Consider the following 19,190-nt stretch of genomic DNA (forward strand, 5'->3'; position numbering starts at 1 on the left):
GAGAGTGACCGTGTTGATCGACCCGCCGACCTGGCCGGCCTACGGACGGTTGTGGTCACATCTGGTGAGTGACACGTCGTACGACGAGTTGCGCGACTTCGCCGTTGCGGCAGGGCTTCCCGAGCGGCTCTTCGATGGCGACCACTACGACGTGCCGCAGGAGCGCTACGAGGCGATCGTCGCCGCGGGCGCGCAGGAGGTGGCCGGGCGCGACCTGATCCGCCGGCTGCTCGCCAGCGGCCTGCGGCTGCACCAGCGCGAACGCTGACCTCGATTTCACCCTGCACAACGGGGCAAATATGCCCCGCTGTGCAGGGTGAACAGGTCAGCCGGCGGCTGCCCGTTCGATCTCGGCGATGTCGATCTTGCGCATCGTGAACATCGCCTTCATCGCCCGACCCGCGCGGTCCTTGTCCGGGTCGGAGACCAGCTCCGTCAGACGCGTGGGAGTGACCTGCCACGAGACGCCGAAGCGGTCCTTGCACCACCCGCACTGGCTCTCCTCACCACCGTCGGCGGTGAGCGCATCCCAGTAGCGATCGGTCTCGGCCTGGTCGGCGCACGCGATCTGGAACGAGACAGCCTCGGTGAAGGGGAACTGCGGACCGCCGTTCAGGCCGACGAAACGCTGCCCGCCGATGGTGAAGCTCACCGTCATGACCTCCCCGGCCGTGCCGGCGCCGGCATCGGCCGCCGCCTGGGGATATTCGTCCTGACGCTCGATCCGCACGTCGGGGAAGACGGTGGCGTAGAACCGAGCGGCTTCCGAGGCATTGCCCGGGAACCAGAGGAAGGTGGTCAGTTCGGTGCTCATCAGGGGTCCTCTCCCGGTTCGTGATCGACAGGCGGTGCAGGCTCGGCCGGTACACGCCGCCATAATGTGTACGGCGTGCACTTACGAAAGTTCACACCGTACACATGACGGATGGAGGCGACAAGATGACCGACGGCACCGCGGGGAAGGGGTCATCCGCTCATGGCCGCTACCACCACGGTGACCTGGCAGCCGCACTGGTCGCAGCGGGGCTGGAGCTCGTCCGCGCTGGAGGCCCTGCAGCCCTCGGCCTGCGCGAGGCCACCCGCGTCGCCGGCGTCAGCCCGAGCGCCGCGTACCGACACTTCGCCGACCGCGCCGCCCTCGTGTCCGCCGTGGCCGACCAGGCGTTGCATCAGGCCGGCCGAGCCATGCAGGCCCGGATGGACGACGACGGAGCCGACACGGATCCCGCCCGCCGAGCGCGCGGACATCTCCGCGCGGTGGGTCTGGGGTACATCGACTTCGCGCTGGCCGAGCCGGGCTTGTTCCAGTTGGCCTTCCAGACGCCGGGACCGTCCGACGCGACCCCTGACGTCGCGACCCACTACGCCTCGCCCACCGACCAGGTGCAGCACCCTCTCGTGCTGCTCATGTCCGCGCTCGATGAGCTGGTCGAGGTCGGGGTGCTGACCGCGGCGCGCCGGGCGAATGCCGAATGGGCGTGCTGGTCGGCCGTGCACGGTCTGTCCGACCTGGCGACCCGCGGACCTCTGCACGCGCAGGCCCGGGCCGCCGTGCAGCAGTTGGCCGAGTACGTCGTGGACGCCGCGATCGACGGCGTGGTGGGTGGCGATCCGAGCGAGCCGAGCACGACGAAGCCCGTCACCGGGGCGGGGGCGAAGCGGTCCCGAGGCTGACCCCTACCCTGGTGCGGTGCAGTCCGAACCCCTCACCATCCGCGCTGCACGCATCGTCCCGGTCGGCCGCCCCGCCCCGTCGGGAGCGATCGATCTGCACCTCGAAGACGGTCGAGTGGTCGAGGTCGGGAAAGCCTTGCCCGACAGGGGTTTCCGCCAGGTTGATGCCGACGGCCGCTGGCTGACACCGGGCCTGTGGGACCACCACGTGCACATAACGCAGTGGGCGCACACCCTGTCCCGGCTCGACGTGAGCGCCAGCGCCTGCCCGGACGACGTGGTCCGCATCGTGCGAGCCCACGACCGGGCGAGCGCCGACCGGCACTCCACGATCGTGGGCTTCGGTTACCGCTCCGCCGGCTGGCCGGCTGCTCCCACCGTGCGCGAGCTGGACGAGGCCGTCCCGGACCGGCCGGTCGTGCTGATCTCCGGCGACGCGCACAACGGCTGGTTGAACTCCATAGCGCTTCGACTGCTCGACCTTCCGCTGCGCGACACCCCGGTCAGCGAGAACGCCTGGTTCGACGTCTTCCCGCTGCTCGCCGCCCTACCCGGCGCCGAACCGGACCCTGTCCAGGCCTACCGTGCCGTCCTGCGCAACGCTGCGAGCAAGGGCGTCGTCGGCATCACCGACATGGAGTTCGAGAGCTCCGTCGCGACCTGGGGGCGGATGGTGCCCCTCGGGCTGGACACCCTGCGGGTCCGCGCATCGACCTACCTCTACGGTCTCGACGCCACGATCGCCGCCGGGCTGCGGACCGGTGACGCCGTGCCGGGCGGCGGCGGGATGGCCACGATGGGACCGCTGAAGATCATCGCCGACGGGTCGCTCGGCACCATGACCGCGCTGTGCTGCGCGCCGTACGCCGGGCACGCCACCAGGGGGACCTGCAACGTCTCGCCCGAGGAGCTTCTCGAAGCGTTGCGCACGGCCCGGGCGCACGGCCTCGACGCCGCCGTGCACGCCATCGGTGACGCCGCAGCCACGATGGTCCTGGATGCGTTCCGGGACAGCGGGATCCGCGGCTCCATCGAGCACGCCCAGCTCCTTGATCCGGCCGACATCACGCGGATGGCTGCCCTGGGGGTCCGCGCATCGGTGCAGCCGGCGCAGCTCTACGACGACCGCGACCTGTCCGACCAGCTGTGGCCCGGGTGCGCCGACCGCTCGTTCATGCTGCGGTCGATGGTCGACGCCGGAGTGCAGCTGAGGATGGGCTCGGATGCCCCCGTCGCGTCACTGGACCCTTGGCTGGCGATGGCAGCCGCGGTGCACCGCAGCGCCGACACCCGCGGGCCGTGGGGAGCGGCGCAGGCCATCACGCCCGCGGAAGCCCTCGCCGCGAGCACCGACGGTCAGCGAACGGTCGCGGTGGGGTCACCGGCCGATCTCGTGCTCGTCGACGCCGATCCCCTTGCTGCCACTGATGATTCAGCAGTCGCGGGACATGCGTTGCGGACGATGGGCGTCGCGGCCACTCTGGTCGGCGGCCGGGTCGTGCACGACGCGCTCTGAGCGCCCCCACTCCGACCGTCGCGACAGGCGGCGACCGTTCATCGCAGAGCGGTGGCGCCGAGCTGGTCGAGCAGGAAGGCCAGCTCGAACGCGGTGTCGCGCCACGCGTCGTACCGCCCGCTCACTCCGCCGTGGCCCGCGACCATCTCGCACTTGAGCAGGACCGGCCGATCCACCGGATCGGAGGTGACGGTGGCGCGCAGCTGCTGCACCCACTTGGCCGGCTCGACGAAGAAGACGCGAGTGTCGTTGAGGCTGGTGGTCGCGAGGATCGCCGGATAGGCGGTGGCGGCGACGTTCTCGTAGGGGCTGTAGGTCTTCATGTAGGCGTAGACCGACGGGTCGTGCAGCGGGTCGCCCCACTCCTGCCACTCCCCTACGGTGAGCGGCAACGACGGGTCCAGGATCGTGGTGAGCGCGTCGACGAAGGGCACCGCCGCGTGCACGGCACGGTAGAGCTCCGGCGCCAGGTTGACGACTGCGCCCATGAGCAGGCCGCCAGCCGAGCCGCCTTCCGCTGCAAGACGATCCGGTGAGACCCAACCGGCGTCGATCAGCGCGCGGGAGCATGCCACGAAGTCGGTGAAGGTGTTGCGCTTGGCGAGCATCTTGCCTTCGTCCCACCACCGGCGACCTAGCTCACCGCCGCCGCGCACGTGCGCCACGGCGAAGACGACGCCCCGGTCGAGCAGCGACAGGCGGCTCGCGGAGAACCGCGGGTCGGAGGGAATCTCGTAGGACCCGTAGCCGGAGACGAGGCCGGAATTGCACCCGTCGGCGACGACGTCGCGTCGGCGGACCAGCGAGATCGGCACCTGGGTGCCGTCGTCGCCGCGGGCCCAGAGGCGCTCCTCCAGATAGTCCTGCGGCGTGTATCCGGGCACCTCCTGCTGTTTGAGCACCTGCAGGTCACCGCTCGCCGGGTCGAACTGCAGCACGCTCGGTGGCAGCAGGTAGGAACCCATCGCCAGGCGCAGCGTCGACTCGTCGTACTCGGCGTTGGCGCCGAGGCGTACGACGGCCAGCGGGCTGTCGGTCGGCACGTGCACCGCGTCGCCGAGCCCGTCGCCGTGCTTGGGCAGCACCCGGACGGTCGGCAGACCGCCGGAGCGCAGAGACACCGCCACGAAGCCGGCGAACGCGTCGACCCCCTCGAGCCGCTCGTCGTCCACCAGCTCCAGGACCGGGGTCCAGTGCGCCCGATCCGGCGTCGCCAACGGAGCCTGCGCCAGGTCGAAGTCGGGTCGACGAAGGTTGTGCGCGATGAAGATCCGATCACCGTCGACCTCGACGGAGTACTCCACGTCGGCTGCACGAGGCTCGACCATCACCAGGTCGGCGTCGGGCCGGGTCAGATCGCCCAGCAGCACCTCACTGCTGGTGCGCGACTCGGACTCCACGATGAGCCAGCGGTCGTCACGCGACACCTCGAAGCCGATCCCGAACTCCGGGTCGGCCTCCTCGCGCACCAGCACGTCCCCCGCCGGGTCGCCGCCGACGGTGTGACGCCAGATCTGGTGGGGTCGCCAGGCGTCGTCGTGTCGGATGTAGAAGACGGTGCGCGCGTCGAAGGACCACGCGAGCCCGTAGTGCGCATCCTGCACGCTCTGGTCGAGCACCGCGCCGGTGACGAGGTCACGCACCTGCAGGTCGTAGCGCTCGTCACCGCTGACGTCGACCAGCAGTGCCAGGAAGCGACCGTCGGGGCTGATCTCCAGGCCGCCGAGCTCGAAGAACTCGTGTGCGCCGGCTTCGTGGTTCTCGTCCAGCAGGACGACCTCACCGTCGACGGGTGCGCCGGGGGCCGGCACCGGGCGCGCTGCACCCTGACGGTACGGCGCGCGGCAGTGCACGGCGTACTGCGCACCCTCCGCCGTGCGCGAGTAGTACCACCAGTCGCCCTTGCGCACGGGCACGTCGACATCGGTCTCGACGACGTGGCCGCGGATCTCCTCGAAGATGGTCTCGACGAGCGGCTGCAGGTGCGCCGTGCGCGCCTGCGTGTAGGCGTTCTCCGCCTCCAGGTGGGCGATGACCTCGCGGGAGTTCTTGTCGCGCAACCACTCCCACTGATCCTCGAACCGGTCACCGTGGTGCTCGCGCACCGTCGGCGTACGTCGGGCGACGGGTGCAGAGACCTCGTGGGGTGCCATCTCATGCACCTACCAGGCAGGACGGGCCGAGCAGCGCCTTGAGGTCGCCGAACAGAGCGGGTGATGCGGTGACGCGCAAGGAGTCCTCCAGCTTGACGGTGACGGATCGACCGGGTTGATGCAGTTTCAGATGCACCTCGGTGGCGCCGGGGTGCTCGACCAGCACGGTGCGCAGTTTGTGCGCGAGCCCGGTGTTGGCCCGCGCCAGGGGCATGGTGAGCACGACCGGGCCGCGTACGTCGCCCTTGAGCTCCGGCAGCGTCAGCTCGGAGGCCATCAGCTGCGGACCGTCGTCGCGCGTCTGGAAGCGACCCTTGATCACGCAGACCACATCGGGGTTGAGCATGGTGGACACGGTCATATAGGTCTTCGCGAAGAACATCACCTCAACGGCGCCCTCGAGGTCCTCCACCGTCGCGATCGCCCACAGCTCACCGCGCTTGTTGCGCTTCAGCTGCATCCCCGTGATCAGCCCGGCGATGGTCAGCTGCGCGCCGTCCTTGGGTGCGTCCTCGCCGTGCAGACGGGCGATCGACATGTCCGCGTGCTGGGACAGGATGTGCTCGATCCCGAAGAGCGGGTGGTCGGAGACGTAGAGCCCCAGCATGTCCCGCTCGAACGCCAGCAGGGTGGGTTTGTCCCACTCGATCTCGGGGATCGCAGGCAGCGCCGCCAACTCGATCGCGGCCTCGTCGCCGAACCCGCCGAAGAGGGAGTCCTGCCCACGCTCCTCGAAGCGCTTCTCCTCCGCGACGGCGTCGACATAGGCCTCGTGAATGTGCACCAGCCCCTGCCGCGGGTGCTGCAGATCGTCGAACGCTCCTGCCTTGACCAGCGATTCGATGGTCCGCTTGTTGCAGACGACGGCGGGCACCTTGCGCAGGAAGTCCTCGAACGAGGCGAAGCGGCCCTTCTCCTCGCGCGCCTTGACGATCGCCTCCACGACGTTGCCGCCGACGTTGCGGATCGCGGCCAGCCCGAAGCGGATGTCGGTGCCGACGGCGGTGAAGTCGGCGACCGACTCGTTCACGTCCGGTGGCAGCACCTTGATGCCGAGCTTGCGGGTGTCGGCCAGGTAGGTGGCCATCTTGGTCTTGTCGCCCTCGACGCTGGTCAGCAACGCGGCGGCGTACTCGGCCGGGTAGTTGGCCTTGAGGTAGGCGGTCCAGTACGACACGAGGCCGTACCCGGCGGTGTGGCTCTTGTTGAACGCGTACCCGGAGAAGGGCAGCATCACGTCCCAGAGCGCCTTGGTCGCTTCGGCGCTGTAGCCGCTGGCGACCATGCCGGCCTCGAAGTTGCCGAACTCCTTTTCCAGGATCTCGATCTTCTTCTTACCCATCGCCCGGCGCAGCAGGTCGGCGCCGCCCAGGGTGTAGCCCGCGAGCTCGCGGGCGATGGCCATGAGCTGCTCCTGGTAGACGAGCAGGTGGTACGTCGTGCCGAGGATCGGCTCGAGCGCGTCCTTGAGCTCCGGGTGGATCGGGGTGATGGCCTGCCGGCCGTTCTTGCGCTCGGCGTAGTTGATGTGTGCGTTCGCAGCCATCGGCCCGGGTCGGTAGAGCGCCAGCACGGCCGCGATGTCCTCGAACCGGGTCGGGGCCATCAGGCGCAGCAGGCTGCGCATCGGCCCGCCGTCGAGCTGGAAGACACCGAGGGTCTCCCCGCGCGCCAGCAGCTGGTAGGTCGCCTCGTCCTCCAGCGGGATGGTGGCCGTGGTGAGGTGCACGCCGCGGTTGGTGTCGATGTTGCCGAGGGCCTGGTCGATGATGCCAAGGTTGCGCAGGCCCAGGAAGTCCATCTTGACCAGGCCCATCTCCTCGCAGTGCGGGAAGGAGAAGCCGGCGATGATGGTGCCGTCCTTGTCCCGGCGGTGCATCGGGATGAGGTCGAGCAGCGGCTCGGAGGACAGGATCACCGCGGCGGCGTGCACGCCGGTGCCGCGGATCATCCCCTCCAGCCCACGCCCGGTGTCGACGACCTTGCGGACCTCGGGCTGCGCTTCGTAGAGCGCCCGGAACTCCGTCGCCTCGGCGTACCGCGGGTGCTTGGGATCGAACAGGCCGGTGAGCGGCACGCCCTTGCCCATCACGTCCGGCGGCATGGCCTTGCTGATCTGCTCGCCGAGCGCGAACGGGAAGCCCAGGATCCGGTTGGCGTCCTTGACCGCGGCCTTGGCCTTGATGGTGCTGAAGGTGTTGACCTGCGCGGTGTACTCGGCGCCGTACTTGGTCGTGACGTAGCGGACCATCTTGTCGCGCTGGCGGTCGTCGAAGTCGAGGTCGACGTCCGGCGGGTTGATCCGCTCGGGGTTGAGGAAGCGCTCGAAGAGCAGCTGGTGCTCCAGCGGATCCAGCTCGGTGATCCGAGTCAGGTAGGCCACCATCGACCCGGTCGCCGAGCCTCGTCCCGGGCCCACCGGCACGCCGTTGTCGCGCGCGTAGCGGCAGATGTCGGCGACCACGAGGAAGTAGGAGGAGAAGCCCATCGGTTCGATGACGGCCATCTCGGTCTCGATGCGCTCGAGCACCTCGGGGCCGGGGTCGTCGCCGTACCGCTCCTTCAGACCCACGGTGATCTGCTCGCGCAGGTAGGCCGCCTGGGTCTGGCCCTCGGGGACGTCGGGGAACTGCGGCATCCGGTCGACGGGCGCGAAGACCTCGCTGTAGTCCTCGATGCGCTCGGCGATGGCGAGGGTGTTGTCGCACGCCTCCGGCAGCTCGGCGAAGAGCTCGCGCATCTGCTCGGCGGTCTTGAGGTAGTAGCCGGACCCGTTGAACTTGAAGCGGTGCGGATCGTCCTTGTTCTTGCCGACTCCGACGCACAGCAGGTTGTCGTGCGCGTCGGCCTGGTCCTCGGTGACGTAGTGGCTGTCGTTGGTCGCGAGCAGCGGGATGTGCAGCTCTCTGGCGATCTTCAGCAGGCCGTCACGCACCTGCCGCTCGATCGACAGCCCGTGGTCCATCAGCTCGAGGAAGTAGTTGTCCGCACCGAAGATGTCCTGGTACGCCGATGCCGCCGCGATCGCCTCGTCGTACTGACCCAGCCGCAGCCGGGTCTGCACCTCACCGGAGGGGCAGCCGGTGGTGGCGATGATGCCCCGGCCGTGCTCGGCGAGCAGCTCCCGGTCCATCCGGGGCTTCATGTAGTAGCCCTCGAAACTGGCCAGCGAGCTCAGCTTGAACAGGTTGCGCAATCCGCGCGCGTCCTGCGCCCACATGGTCATGTGGGTGTAGCGACCGCCTCCGGAGACGTCCTTGCCGCCCTCGCCGTCGACGTTGGCGTCGCGGTCTCGCGAGCCGGCCCAGAACTCCTGGGTGCGCGAGTGCCGGGTGGAGGGTGCGACGTAGGCCTCGATGCCGATGATCGGCCGGACGGGGCTGGTCTGCGCGGCCAGCTGGAACTCGTAGGCGCCGAACATGTTGCCGTGGTCCGACATCGCGATGGCGGGCATCCCGAGCCGCTCCGCCTCGGCGAACATCGGCTTGATCTTGGCCGCCCCGTCCAGCGTGGAGTACTCGGTGTGCACGTGCAGGTGCACGAAGTTCGAGGCAGGCGAAGAAGACATCGCGATGAGTCTAGGTCGGTCTACCGACACCCCGGTCCCCGACGCGCACGGTGGGGCGCACGGGCCGCGTGGTACTCGGCGAAGGACGCGCGCGGGTGGCGGTCGGTGCCCGCGACCGCTGCCCGACACCGCGTCCTCGACGAGGCGGATCCGTGGTTCGTCGAGGACGTCGGCCGGCGAACCGACCCACGCCGGACCGGTCAGGGTGACGGGTGCGGCAGCTCCACGAGGGGTTGGTCGCCGCGGACATACAGGGGGTGGCGGGGGTGCCCGCCTTCGGTGACCCCGAGACAGGTCAGAGCGACGACACCCGCGGCCAGCTCGTGGACGGCCCCGACCCGGTCGGAGCGCGCGTGGGCTCCCCATGCGGCGATGACCGGTCCACCGCGGAGGCGAGCGAGCCTCAGCGCGCCGCTGATCGCCTCGTCGTTCTCGGGGCCGACGGGGTCGTCCGCGGTCCACAGGTCCGCGGGCTTCGTCGCACGCCAGGCGTACAGGTTGACGACGACGAGCCCGGTGCAGCCTTCGCGCCCGGCGAAGCCGATGCATCGGCGGATGGTGGGGTCGTCGACGTCAGCGTCGGCGGTCGACGGGTTGAGCATGATGAAGGTGGCTGTCGGGCCGCCCTTCGATCCCCAGCGACGGCACAGCCGATACCGGTGCCGGCCGCAGCCGCAGATGCTCGCGTCGGATGACGAGGCGAACAGGTCGTCGCCGCTCATGCTGAGCCGTCCTGGGTGCGTGATTCACGGTCGGCGTGGGCTGACCGGACGGGCGGGGTCAGTCTCCCGCGCGGACCAGGTCGAGCGCGTGCTGCAGATCGGCCGGGTACGGGCTCTCGAACGTCACGTACTCCCCCGACCCCGGATGGTTGAACCCCAGCGCCCGCGCGTGCAGCCACTGACGGGCCAGGCCCAGCCGTTTGGCGATGGTCGGGTCGGCGCCGTACATCGGGTCGCCCACGCACGGGTGGTGCAGCGCCGCGAAGTGCACCCGGATCTGGTGGGTGCGCCCGGTCTCCAGGTGGATCGTGAGTAGTGACATCGACCGGAACGCCTCGAGCAGTTCGTAGTGCGTCACGCTGGGTCGCCCCGCGCCGAGTACCGCGAACTTGTAGTCGTGCCCGGGGTGCCGCCCGATCGGGGCGTTGATGGTGCCCTCAAGCGGGTCGGGCAGACCCTGCACCAGCGCGTGATAGGTCTTGTCGACGGTGCGGTCGCGGAACGCCTGCTTCAGCACGGTGTACGCGCGCTCGCTCTTCGCGACGACCATCAACCCGCTGGTGCCGACGTCGAGGCGCTGCACGATCCCCTGCCGTTCCGCGGCGCCGGAGGTCGAGATCCGGTAGCCCGCGGCGGCGAGACCGCTCACCACGTCGGGACCGTCCCAGCCCACGCTCGGGTGCGCCGCGACACCGGCCGGTTTGTCGACGACGATCAGTTCGCTGTCGTCGTGCACGATCGTCATTCCGGGCACGTCGCGGGGTACGACGGCCGGTCCTTCCCGCAGGGCCGGCAAGGTCACCTCGAGCCATTGGCCGGCGCTGACCCGCTCGGACTTGCCGACGACCTTGTGATCCAGGGTGACCGACCCGTCCGCCGCGAGGGCCGCCGCGCGGCTACGGGACAGACCGAGCAGACGGGCGATGGCCGCGTCGACCCGTTCGCCCTCCAGCCCCTCGGGGACCGGCTGCGCCTTCAGTTCAGTCATCGTCGTCGCTCCGGCGCTCGGACGAAGCGGCGGTGTCCGCGCGCTCACCGGCGTCGGTCGTGTCGCCGGACGCGCCGGCCCGCCGGCCGTCGATCCCGATCCCGCGGATCGCGAGCAGCGCGATGAGGGCCGCAGCGCACACCACGCACATATCGGCGACGTTGAAGATCGGCCAGTGCGGCAGCTCGAGGAAGTCGACGACGTGACCCTGCCCGCCGCGCGGCGGGCGCACGAACCGGTCGGTCAGGTTGCCGAACGCACCGGCGAGTAGCAGTCCGAGCGCGACCGCCCAGGCCCGACTGCCGATCCGGCGTGCGGCGAAGATGGTCGCCGCGATGACCGCGATCGCGATCAGCGTCAGCACCCAGGTGGCGTTGGTCGCCATCGAGAACGCGGCGCCGGCGTTGTGGGTCAGGTGCAGTTTGAGGACCGGCCCGACCAGATCACGCGGTCGCGCAGGGTCGAGGGCGGAGTTCGCCCACGCCTTGGTCCCCTGGTCCAGGAGGTACCCGAGGACGGCGACCGACCCCAGCACCGTGAGGAGTCGGGTGCGGGTCGGGGTGCGCCTCGGGCCGGCGGACGTGGTCAGCGGCGTTCCTGCTTCTGTTTGCATTGCATGCACAGGGTCGCACGAGGGAAGGCCTGCAGACGAAGTTTGCCGATCGGCTTGCCGCAGCTCTCGCAGATCCCATAGGTCCCGTCGGCGATCCGGTCGAGCGCGTGCTGAGACTGTTCGAGCATCTCCCGCGAGTTCTGCGCGAGAGAGAACTCGTGCTCGCGCTCGAAGGACTTGCTGCCGGCGTCGGCCTGGTCGTCGCCGGCACCGTCACCGCTGTCGCCGATCAGGTCGGCGATCTCGTGCTCGATACCTGCCAGCTCGGAGCCGAGCCGGGCCACGTCGGTCTCCAGCTCGGCCTTCACACCGGCGAGTTCCTCGGCGGTCCAGGGCGATTCGTCCTCGCGCACCTTCAACTGCTTGCGCGGCGAGGTCACCGCGGACTTGGGCGCGGGCGTGGAGGCCTGCACGGAGGTGTGTTCCGCCGCATCCTTCATCGTCGAGGAGGTGGGTGTGCTCTTCACGGCAGCCTTCTTCGTAGTGCTCGTCTTCGGGGATGACTTCTTGGCGGTCTTCTTCGTGGTCTTCGCAGCGCTGGCCGTCGCGCGAGCGGCGGGCGTCGCGGCGTCCCGCGACGCGACCTTGCCGGCGGCCGGCCGGGCTGTCCTGCGTGCCGTGGCCGACGTCTTGGCGGCGGACCCGGTGAGGGTCGCCTTCTTCGCGGGCGTCTTCTTCGCGGGGGGCCGGGCAACGGTCGCCTTCTCCGATGCCTTCTTCGCCGATGCCTTGTCGCTCGCCTTCTTCGCAGGCGCCTTCTTCGCGGTCTTCGCCGCGCCCGACTTCGCCGCGACCGACTTCCTGGTCACCGGCCGCTTCGCGGTCGCCGGGCGCGCGGATGCCGGCTCAGAGGTCTCCCCCGCACCGGTCACCACCCGCGCAGCTTTGCGCAACACCGACGTGACTCTGGACGACCGGGCAGCCGCCGCTGCGATCACCCGCGCCGAATCTGCGGGATGTGTGCTTCCCATTGCGCCCCTCCGGCCGCTCGAGGCCGGGACCGGCCTGGCACGTTCGTGTCTGCCGCAGGATAGGGGATCACGCGGGACTTGCTGACCGCGGCGCGACGGACGATCGAATGACGGCTCGCAATCATGCCCGCACCTGGCCCTGCAGGCACGTGCGACGGCCCCGCACCGGGTGCGGGGCCGTCGTCATGTGCTGCAGGTGTCAGTGCTGCCCGCCCGGGGCGGACTCCTTCTCCTGCACACCCTCGCCGTCGAGGTCCTTGAGCTGACCCTGGATGAATCCCTTCAGCTTCGAACGGTATTCGTGCTCGAACGACTTCAGCTGCTCGATCGCCGTGCTGATCGACTCACGCTCGGTGGTGAGCTGGCCGATGATGCGCTGCTTGCGCTCCTCGGCCTCCTTCACCAGTCCGGTCGAGCGTTCGTTGGCCTGTCGCATCAACTCGTCGTGCCGCTTCTGGCCGGTCCCCACGAGCTCGTCGTGCTTGGACTGGCCCTGCTGCACGAGCTTCTCGCGCGTCGTGGTGCCCTCGCCGACCATCGAGTCGTGCCGCTCCTGGGCCTCCTTGATGAGGCGGTCGCGGGTGGTCTCACCCTCGCGCACGTGCTCATCGTGCAGGCGCTGCGCGAGCGCGATCACGCCGGCTGCGCTGTCGTTGCCCGCGGTGGCCGCCGTACCCGGTGCCTGGGCACCGGCCACGGAGGAGCCGCCCTGAGCCGCACCGGCGTCACGCATCCGTGCCTCGGACTGCGCCTCGGCCTCCTCGGCGCGCTTGGCGGCCGCGGCGGTCCGCTGCGTGGAGTCGGCCTCGGCCTGCTCGATCTGCTTCTGCAGTGCGGCCAGCCGCTCCTTGGCCTCGTCGACCTCGCGCTGCACCTTCTCGCGCTCGCCCTTGGCGGTCGCCAGGTCACGCTCGGCGCTCGCGAGCTCTTCACGGGCCTTGGCCAGTGCGGCGGCGTCAGGTGAGTCGGTCGCGCCACCCTTCGTCGCCACGGGGATGGCCGCGGTGGCGTCGGCGTCGGCCTTGTCGGCATCGCCCTTCACGGGGGTGAGGGCCGGGACGCCGGACGCGGTGTCCGCGGCCGTGGAACCGCCCTCCTTGCCCGCCACTCCCTTGGAGCGGCGCAGGTCCTCCAGCTTGCCGGTGAGGTCCTCGTTCTCGGCGTTCAGCCGACGCAGCTCCACGACGATCTCATCGAGAAAGTCATCCACCTGGATCTCGTCGTAGCCGCTTCGACCAAACCCCTTGGGTTTGGTGAACTCTTTCTTGACTACGTCCTCAGGCGTCAACGCCATGTGTTCACCTCGGTGCACCTAGATGCCGCGGCGCTCGCGCGCGCACCTGCGCGCACGGCAGACCGCCGGCAGAAATCGGATGTGTTGTCCTGCTCAGGCCAGAGAGCCTATGAGATTGAGCAGCAAAGAGACAGCCAGCAGCAGGACGAGGAAGGCCAGATCAAGCTGGATCGAGCCGATCCGCACCGGTTTGAGGACCTTCCGGACCGCCTTCAGGGCCGGGTCGGTGGCGGTGTACGTCGTCTCGGCGAGTACCAGCACGGGTCCGCGCGGCTGCCACTGACGCGCGAAGACCTGGATCCACTCCAACACCAGCCGTGCCAACAACAGCACCAGGAAGATGTAGAGCACGATCGAGATGACGCCCAGCAACGTGGCCATGAGCCCATTGTCACTCATCCCGGCGCCGGGCACGACGACGGCCGGTGAGCTAACCGCTCGATGCCGGGAAGAACCGGCATCCCGGACGCTTCGCCACGCCGATGCGCGCCGCCCGGCACGACGACGGCCGGTGGCGCGGGGTAGGCGCCGACCGGCCGGTGGTCGTGAGGTGCTGCCTCAGCTCTGGTTGAAAAGCCCCCGGGGTGTGCGCGCGGCGTCGGCACCGGTCGTGGCGACCTCGACACCGGAGGGCGACAGCAGGAAGACCTTGGCGGTGACCCGCTCGATGGTGCCGTGCAGACCGAAGACGAGGCCGGCGGCGAAGTCCACCAGGCGCTTGGCGTCGTTGTCGTCCATGTCCGACAGGTTCATGATGACCGGCACGCGACCGCGGAAGTTCTCCCCGATCTCCTTGGCCTCGTTGTAGGTGCGCGGGTGGATGGTGGTGATCCGGCTGATCGGACCACCGGCCGCCGGCGCACCGGCCGGTGCGTTCTTGTGCAACTGCGTCACGGGTGCCGCCTCACGTTCCTGCTCGATGTGGGCGGTCTCGTCGTAGCCGCTGTCGGCGTACTCGTGCGACTCGTCCGTGGTGTAGGTGTCGTCGTACTCGTCGTCGTAACGACGGTCGGCCTCGGAGAGACCGAGGTACTCCGTCATCGCGCGCAGCTTTCCAGCCATTCGTGGTGCTCCTCGTATCGTCAGGCCGGATTCGGCCGGGCAGGTGGCCTGGTGGTGTGAAAAAACGCTACCGCCGGGGAGGTCGCGAACCGAGGATTGCGCTGCCGACACGCAGGTGTGTCGCACCCGCGGCGACGGCCGACTCGAGATCGCCGGACATCCCGGCGGAAATCCACGTCGCGCCGGGATGATGCGCGCGTACGTCGGCGGCCACCTCGCGCAGCCGGGCGAACGCCGCCCCCGCATCGCCGTCCAGAGGCGCCACCGCCATCACCCCGCGCAGGCGCAGCGCCTGCGACGCGGCGATCCGGTCCGCGAGCTCGGCCACCTGGTCCGGCGACGCTCCCCCGCGTCCGGCGTCGTCACCGGACAGGTCGACCTGCACCAGCACCTGCGGCGCCCGCTCGTGGGCGACGGCCCCCCGGTCGAGCGCGGCCACGATCTTTGCGCGATCGACCGAGTGCACCACGTCGGCGTACGCGCTCACGTGCGGGGCCTTGTTGGACTGCAGCTGACCGATGAAGTGCACTCGCAGGTCGGCCCGGACGTCCGTCGCGAGGTCGGCCACCTTGGCCGCCGCCTCCTGGTCGCGGCTCTCGCCGATGTCGCGGACCCCGAGGGCGTGCAGGCGGAGCACGTCCTGCGCAGGGAAGAACTTCGTCACCACGATGAGCGACACCTTGCCGCGGTCGCGCCCGGCGGACGCGCACGCCGCCGCGATGCGCTCCTGCACCGCGGCCAGGTTGGTGGCGAGCTCGTCGGCGCGGGGGTCAGACGCCACGGTCGGTCCGTTCCCGGAGCACGACGACGCCGGCGAAGCGCCCTTCACCGTGGTCGCGGCGATGGGAGAAGAGGCGGTCGGACTCCCGGGTGCAGCCGGGCACCCACGTCACCGGGACGTGACGCGAGCGCAGCTGCGCGACCACACCGGACGCGACGTCGATGGCAGGGGTGCCGGTCCAGCTGACGGCACGACTCTCGGGGCTGCGGCGAGCCGCGTCCTCGCGCATCTGCTCGGGCACCTCGTAGCACCGGCCGCACACCGAGGGGCCGACGAAGGCCTGTGGCGCATCGGCGCCGAGCCCGGCCATCTCGTCGAGGGCGGCGTCTACGACGCCGTTGGTCATTCCGGGACGCCCGGCGTGGACGGCCCCGACCACCCCGGCGTGCACGTCGACCAGCAGCACGGGCGTGCAGTCCGCGACCAGCACCGCCAGCCCGAGACCGGGGACGTCGGTGACCTGACCGTCGCACTGCTGCGGCTCGCCGCTGCCCGCGGTCGTGGTCCGGATCGTGCGGTTGCCGTGCACCTGGTGCATGAAGGCGAGCCGGTGCGGAGCCAGGCCCATCGCCCGCGCCACGGCGGCGCGATTGGTGCGTACGGCGTCCGGGTCGTCGCCGACGAGAGCGCCCAGGTTGAGCGAACCCAGCCGCCCGCTGCTCACCCCGCCGGTGCGGTCGGTGAACGCCACGTCGGCGGACCGGCCGTCACGGCCGGTGACCGTCTCGCGCCACCAGAACACGGGCTCAGACCCGCGCCGTGGACCGACGCCGACCGCGCCCGGCGATCACTTGAGGAAGTCGGGGACGTCCAGGTCCTCGGGCGGGTCGACCGGAGCCTGACGCGGCGGGCGCACCGGAGCGGCCTGCTGCGGGACGCCCTGCTGACCCTGCCGGCCCTCGCCCTGCCGAACGTCGGCGCCCTGCTCGCGGCCCTGGCCGCCCTGCTCCCCTCCGACGGGACGCTGCGCCGGCTGGCCGTAGCCCTGCTGGCCCTGGCCACCCTGCTGACCCTGCGCCGGACGGGCGGGCTGCGCCGCACCGTCGCGCTGCACCGGGGCCTGCTGGTGGGGCGCGCTCGGCGAGGCGCCTCCGACGGCGGCCGCCACGGGCTGCTGCTGCCGCGCCGTCGGGCCGCCCTGGATCTGACCGATCGCACGCTCGTCCGCCCGACGCTGCGGGGTCCCGCCGTCGAAGCCGGCAGCGATGACCGTGACCCGCACCTCGTCGCCGAGGGCGTCGTCGATGACCGCACCGAAGATGATGTTGGCCTCCGGGTGGGCGGCCTCCTGCACCAACTTCGCCGCCTCGTTGATCTCGAAGAGTCCGAGGTCGCTGCCGCCCTGCACGGACAGCAGCACGCCCTGGGCGCCGTCGATGCTGGCCTCCAGAAGCGGGGAGGAGATCGCGTACTCGGCCGCCTGCACCGCACGGTCCTCGCCGCGCGCCGAGCCGATGCCCATCAGGGCCGAACCGGCACCCTGCATGACCGACTTCACGTCGGCGAAGTCGAGGTTGATCAGACCGGGGGTGGTGATCAGGTCGGTGATGCCCTGGACACCTGACAGCAGCACCTGGTCGGCGGTGTGGAAGGCCTCCAGCATGGAGACGTTGCGATCGCTGATCGACAGCAGCCGGTCGTTCGGGATGACGATGAGGGTGTCGACCTCCTCGCGCAGCGCGTTGATGCCGAGATCGGCCTGGCCGGCACGACGGCGTCCCTCGAACGTGAACGGCCGCGTGACGACGCCGATGGTCAGCGCGCCGAGGCTCTTGGCGATCTTCGCCACGACGGGTGCGCCACCGGTGCCGGTGCCGCCACCCTCTCCGGCGGTCACGAAGACCATGTCGGCGCCCTTCAGCACCTCTTCGATGTCTTCCGCGTGATCCTCGGCGGCCTTCTTGCCGACCTCGGGGTCCGCGCCGGCGCCGAGGCCACGGGTCAGCTCCCGGCCGACCTCCAGCTTGACGTCCGCGTCGCACATCAGCAGCGCCTGGGCGTCGGTGTTGATGGCGATGAACTCCACGCCCTTGAGGCCACCCTCGATCATCCGGTTGATCGCGTTGACACCGCCACCACCGATACCGACGACCTTGATGACAGCCAGGTAGTTCTGAGGAGTTGGCACGAGGTGGAGCCTTTCGAGGATTGCCGGGTGAAGTGCTGCGGTGCTGCTGTGCTGCGTCCAGATGCGGTGCGCGGCGAATGTCCGGGCGTGCAGAGGGCACCGTACCGGCCACGATCATGCCGGGGGCGGTTGCAAGTGCCCCTACGACACGCGCCGCGACCTGTCGAAAACCGCCCAGACCTGCACGAGGTGCGCAGAAAGAGCGGTGCAGACGACCGCTCACCCACGCGACCGCGATCGTACGCGACCCCGCTCGACATCGACAGTCGCCTTGACCTCAACTAGAGGTCGAGCGTTCGGCGAGCCGCTGCAGGATGAGAGACGCCAGGGCCGTGACGTCGCCCGCGCCGATCGTGAGAACGAGGTCGCCGTCGCGTGCGGCGTCGGCGACGGCTTCCACTGCGTCGGCTCCGGAGGCCACGAAGACCGCTCCGGGGACTCTGTCCGAGAGCAGTCGCCCGGTCACTCCGGGCACCGGCTCCTCGCGGGCGGCATAGACGTCCATGACGAACGCCGCGTCCGCCAGTCGCAGTGCCGCGGCGAACTGTTCGGCGAAGGCCTGCGTGCGGGAGTACAGGTGCGGTTGGAACAGGACGACCAGGCGCCCGCCCTCGCGCAGTGCCAGGCCCGTGCGGATCGCGGCCTGGAGCTTGTCGGGGTTGTGCGCGTAGTCGTCGACGACCCGCACACCGGCCGCGCTCCCCCGCACCTCGAACCGGCGGGAGGTGCCACGGAAGTCGGCGAGTCCACGGACGGCTGCCTCGGGCGCGATGCCGCAGCCGGCGGTCAGGGCGAGGGCCACCGCGGCAGCGTTCAGCAGGTTGTGCGCGCCCGGGACCTGCAGGCGCATCGCCACCCGCTCCCCGGACGGGAAGAACAGCAGGGCGGATGCCGACATCCCGTCGGCGCTCTCATCGGTCAGTCGCAGGTCGGCGTCGGGCGACCTGCCGTAGGTGAGCACTCGCAGGCGGGCCGCGTGCCGGCGTGCCAGGGCCGCACTCCCCTCGTCGTCCGCGCATGCGACGAGCAACCCGCCCGAACGAATCGAGGCGGCGAAGTCGTCGTACGCCGCGTGCAGCCGCTCACTGGTGCCGTAGAAATCGAGGTGGTCGTCGCGCACGTTCGTCACGACGGCGATCTGCGGCCGGTAGACCACGAACGAGCCGTCGCTCTCGTCGGCCTCGACGACGAACGACTCGCCGTCGCCGACACCGGAATTGGCGCCGATCCCCGCGATGTCGGAGCCGATCGCGAACGACGGTCCCGCCCCCGCGGAGCGCAGCGCGACGACCGCCATGGCGCTGGTGGTGGTCTTCCCGTTGGCCCCGCCGACCGCGATCGCCCGGCGTCCCTGCGTGAGCACGGCGAGGGCCTGTGAGCGGTGCAGCACGCGCAGACCGCGCCCGCGCGCCGCCGCCAGTTCCGGATTGCTCTCCGCGATGGCACTGGAGACGACCACCAGGGTCCCCGCGTCGAGCCCGCTCACGTTGTCTGCGCTCTGGCCGATCACGACGGGCACACCGGCAGCGCGTAGTCGCTGCACGGCGGCGCTCTCGGCCCGGTCCGAGCCGGTCACGGTGACACCGCGCGCCAGGAAGAGCGCGGCGATGCCGGACATCCCCGAGCCGCCGATGGCGATGAGGTGGACCGCGCGGACGTCCTGCAGCAGGGGCAGCGGCGCGGCGAAGTCGAAGCGGCGATTGATGCCGTCGGCCACCGG

Annotated in this window: 18 protein-coding genes; 4 read left to right on the top strand and 14 right to left on the bottom strand. The window is 70.3% G+C overall.

Going from position 1 to position 19,190, the window contains the following annotated elements; translation table 11 throughout:
- Positions 1-4 precede the first annotated feature (4 nt).
- Complete coding sequence (locus tag JOB34_RS08905) at positions 5-268, top strand: DUF4031 domain-containing protein (protein WP_208052321.1); 264 nt, start codon at positions 5-7, stop codon at positions 266-268.
- A 57-nt stretch (positions 269-325) separates the two neighbouring features.
- On the opposite strand, the gene JOB34_RS08910 is transcribed toward JOB34_RS08905, so the two are convergent.
- Positions 326-814, bottom strand: a complete 489-nt coding sequence (locus JOB34_RS08910) for a VOC family protein (protein WP_179481482.1) — start codon at positions 812-814, stop codon at positions 326-328.
- Between the two features lie 125 nt (positions 815-939).
- Here JOB34_RS08910 and JOB34_RS08915 point away from each other — a divergent pair, with 125 nt between their 5' ends.
- Positions 940-1,674 carry a TetR-like C-terminal domain-containing protein gene (locus JOB34_RS08915; RefSeq protein ID WP_208052322.1) on the top strand — a complete coding sequence of 245 codons (735 nt, stop codon included), beginning with the start codon at positions 940-942 and terminating at the stop codon, positions 1,672-1,674.
- A 16-nt stretch (positions 1,675-1,690) separates the two neighbouring features.
- A complete protein-coding gene (locus JOB34_RS08920; protein WP_208052323.1) occupies positions 1,691-3,190 on the top strand; it encodes an amidohydrolase family protein in 1,500 nt (499 codons plus the stop codon).
- A 38-nt stretch (positions 3,191-3,228) separates the two neighbouring features.
- Here the strand turns inward: JOB34_RS08920 and JOB34_RS08925 are convergent, their stop codons facing one another.
- The 6 genes from JOB34_RS08925 to JOB34_RS17515 form a co-directional block, all read right to left on the bottom strand.
- Positions 3,229-5,343: a S9 family peptidase gene (locus JOB34_RS08925; protein ID WP_208052324.1), complete on the bottom strand. Its 2,115-nt coding sequence runs from the start codon at positions 5,341-5,343 to the stop codon at positions 3,229-3,231.
- Between the two features lies 1 nt (position 5,344).
- Entirely contained in the window at positions 5,345-8,911 is a 3,567-nt protein-coding gene (gene dnaE, locus JOB34_RS08930; protein WP_208052325.1) for a DNA polymerase III subunit alpha, read from the bottom strand.
- Positions 8,912-9,111: 200 nt separating this feature from the next.
- The gene (locus JOB34_RS08935; RefSeq protein WP_208052326.1) at positions 9,112-9,633 is read right to left on the bottom strand and encodes a DUF1643 domain-containing protein; all 522 of its coding nucleotides are present in this window, start codon (positions 9,631-9,633) and stop codon (positions 9,112-9,114) included.
- 58 nt (positions 9,634-9,691) lie between these two features.
- Complete coding sequence (locus JOB34_RS08940; protein WP_208052327.1) at positions 9,692-10,621, bottom strand: RluA family pseudouridine synthase; 930 nt, start codon at positions 10,619-10,621, stop codon at positions 9,692-9,694.
- Positions 10,614-11,234 (bottom strand): signal peptidase II, encoded by a 621-nt coding sequence (gene lspA, locus JOB34_RS08945; protein ID WP_208052328.1) that lies wholly within the window; start codon positions 11,232-11,234, stop codon positions 10,614-10,616. The genes JOB34_RS08940 and lspA overlap by 8 nt, the downstream gene beginning before the upstream one ends.
- On the bottom strand, positions 11,207-11,701 hold the full coding sequence (locus JOB34_RS17515) for a TraR/DksA C4-type zinc finger protein (RefSeq protein ID WP_343048507.1): 495 nt from the start codon (positions 11,699-11,701) through the stop codon (positions 11,207-11,209). The genes lspA and JOB34_RS17515 overlap by 28 nt, the downstream gene beginning before the upstream one ends.
- Here JOB34_RS17515 and JOB34_RS17520 point away from each other — a divergent pair.
- Positions 11,691-12,290, top strand: coding sequence for a hypothetical protein (locus tag JOB34_RS17520; RefSeq protein WP_243757728.1), 600 nt, complete (start codon positions 11,691-11,693; stop codon positions 12,288-12,290). The genes JOB34_RS17515 and JOB34_RS17520 overlap by 11 nt on opposite strands.
- 114 nt (positions 12,291-12,404) lie before the next feature.
- On the opposite strand, the gene JOB34_RS17860 is transcribed toward JOB34_RS17520, so the two are convergent.
- The 7 genes from JOB34_RS17860 to murC all read right to left on the bottom strand — a co-directional run bounded on the left by JOB34_RS17860 (position 12,405) and on the right by murC (position 19,187).
- Positions 12,405-13,499, bottom strand: a complete 1,095-nt coding sequence (locus tag JOB34_RS17860) for a DivIVA domain-containing protein (RefSeq protein WP_208052330.1) — start codon at positions 13,497-13,499, stop codon at positions 12,405-12,407.
- A gap of 93 nt (positions 13,500-13,592) precedes the next feature.
- Positions 13,593-13,880 (bottom strand): YggT family protein, encoded by a 288-nt coding sequence (locus JOB34_RS08960; protein ID WP_179481495.1) that lies wholly within the window; start codon positions 13,878-13,880, stop codon positions 13,593-13,595.
- A gap of 177 nt (positions 13,881-14,057) precedes the next feature.
- Positions 14,058-14,561: a cell division protein SepF gene (sepF, locus tag JOB34_RS08965; protein WP_179481497.1), complete on the bottom strand. Its 504-nt coding sequence runs from the start codon at positions 14,559-14,561 to the stop codon at positions 14,058-14,060.
- 67 nt (positions 14,562-14,628) lie between these two features.
- On the bottom strand, positions 14,629-15,342 hold the full coding sequence (locus JOB34_RS08970) for a YggS family pyridoxal phosphate-dependent enzyme (RefSeq protein WP_208052331.1): 714 nt from the start codon (positions 15,340-15,342) through the stop codon (positions 14,629-14,631).
- On the bottom strand, positions 15,332-16,084 hold the full coding sequence (locus JOB34_RS08975) for a polyphenol oxidase family protein (RefSeq protein ID WP_208052332.1): 753 nt from the start codon (positions 16,082-16,084) through the stop codon (positions 15,332-15,334). Before JOB34_RS08975 ends, JOB34_RS08970 begins: the two co-directional genes overlap by 11 nt.
- 45 nt (positions 16,085-16,129) lie before the next feature.
- Positions 16,130-17,470 carry a cell division protein FtsZ gene (gene ftsZ / locus JOB34_RS08980; RefSeq protein ID WP_208052333.1) on the bottom strand — a complete coding sequence of 447 codons (1,341 nt, stop codon included), beginning with the start codon at positions 17,468-17,470 and terminating at the stop codon, positions 16,130-16,132.
- Positions 17,471-17,747: 277 nt separating this feature from the next.
- Positions 17,748-19,187, bottom strand: coding sequence for a UDP-N-acetylmuramate--L-alanine ligase (gene murC / locus JOB34_RS08985; RefSeq protein ID WP_347813800.1), 1,440 nt, complete (start codon positions 19,185-19,187; stop codon positions 17,748-17,750).
- Positions 19,188-19,190 lie beyond the last annotated feature (3 nt).

It is taken from the genome of Allobranchiibius sp. GilTou38, assembly GCF_017565325.1.
In the GTDB taxonomy this organism is placed as follows: domain Bacteria; phylum Actinomycetota; class Actinomycetes; order Actinomycetales; family Dermatophilaceae; genus Allobranchiibius; species Allobranchiibius huperziae.

Coding starts and splice junctions, on each gene's coding strand:
- lspA (WP_208052328.1), bottom strand. CDS start 11,234: ATGCAAACAGAAGCAGGAACGCCGCTGACCACGTCCGCCGGCCCGAGG.
- sepF (WP_179481497.1), bottom strand. CDS start 14,561: ATGGCTGGAAAGCTGCGCGCGATGACGGAGTACCTCGGTCTCTCCGAG.
- JOB34_RS08935 (WP_208052326.1), bottom strand. CDS start 9,633: ATGAGCGGCGACGACCTGTTCGCCTCGTCATCCGACGCGAGCATCTGC.
- JOB34_RS08940 (WP_208052327.1), bottom strand. CDS start 10,621: ATGACTGAACTGAAGGCGCAGCCGGTCCCCGAGGGGCTGGAGGGCGAA.
- JOB34_RS08960 (WP_179481495.1), bottom strand. CDS start 13,880: ATGGCCACGTTGCTGGGCGTCATCTCGATCGTGCTCTACATCTTCCTG.
- JOB34_RS08925 (WP_208052324.1), bottom strand. CDS start 5,343: ATGGCACCCCACGAGGTCTCTGCACCCGTCGCCCGACGTACGCCGACG.
- JOB34_RS08915 (WP_208052322.1), top strand. CDS start 940: ATGACCGACGGCACCGCGGGGAAGGGGTCATCCGCTCATGGCCGCTAC.
- dnaE (WP_208052325.1), bottom strand. CDS start 8,911: ATGTCTTCTTCGCCTGCCTCGAACTTCGTGCACCTGCACGTGCACACC.
- JOB34_RS17860 (WP_208052330.1), bottom strand. CDS start 13,499: ATGGCGTTGACGCCTGAGGACGTAGTCAAGAAAGAGTTCACCAAACCC.
- JOB34_RS08910 (WP_179481482.1), bottom strand. CDS start 814: ATGAGCACCGAACTGACCACCTTCCTCTGGTTCCCGGGCAATGCCTCG.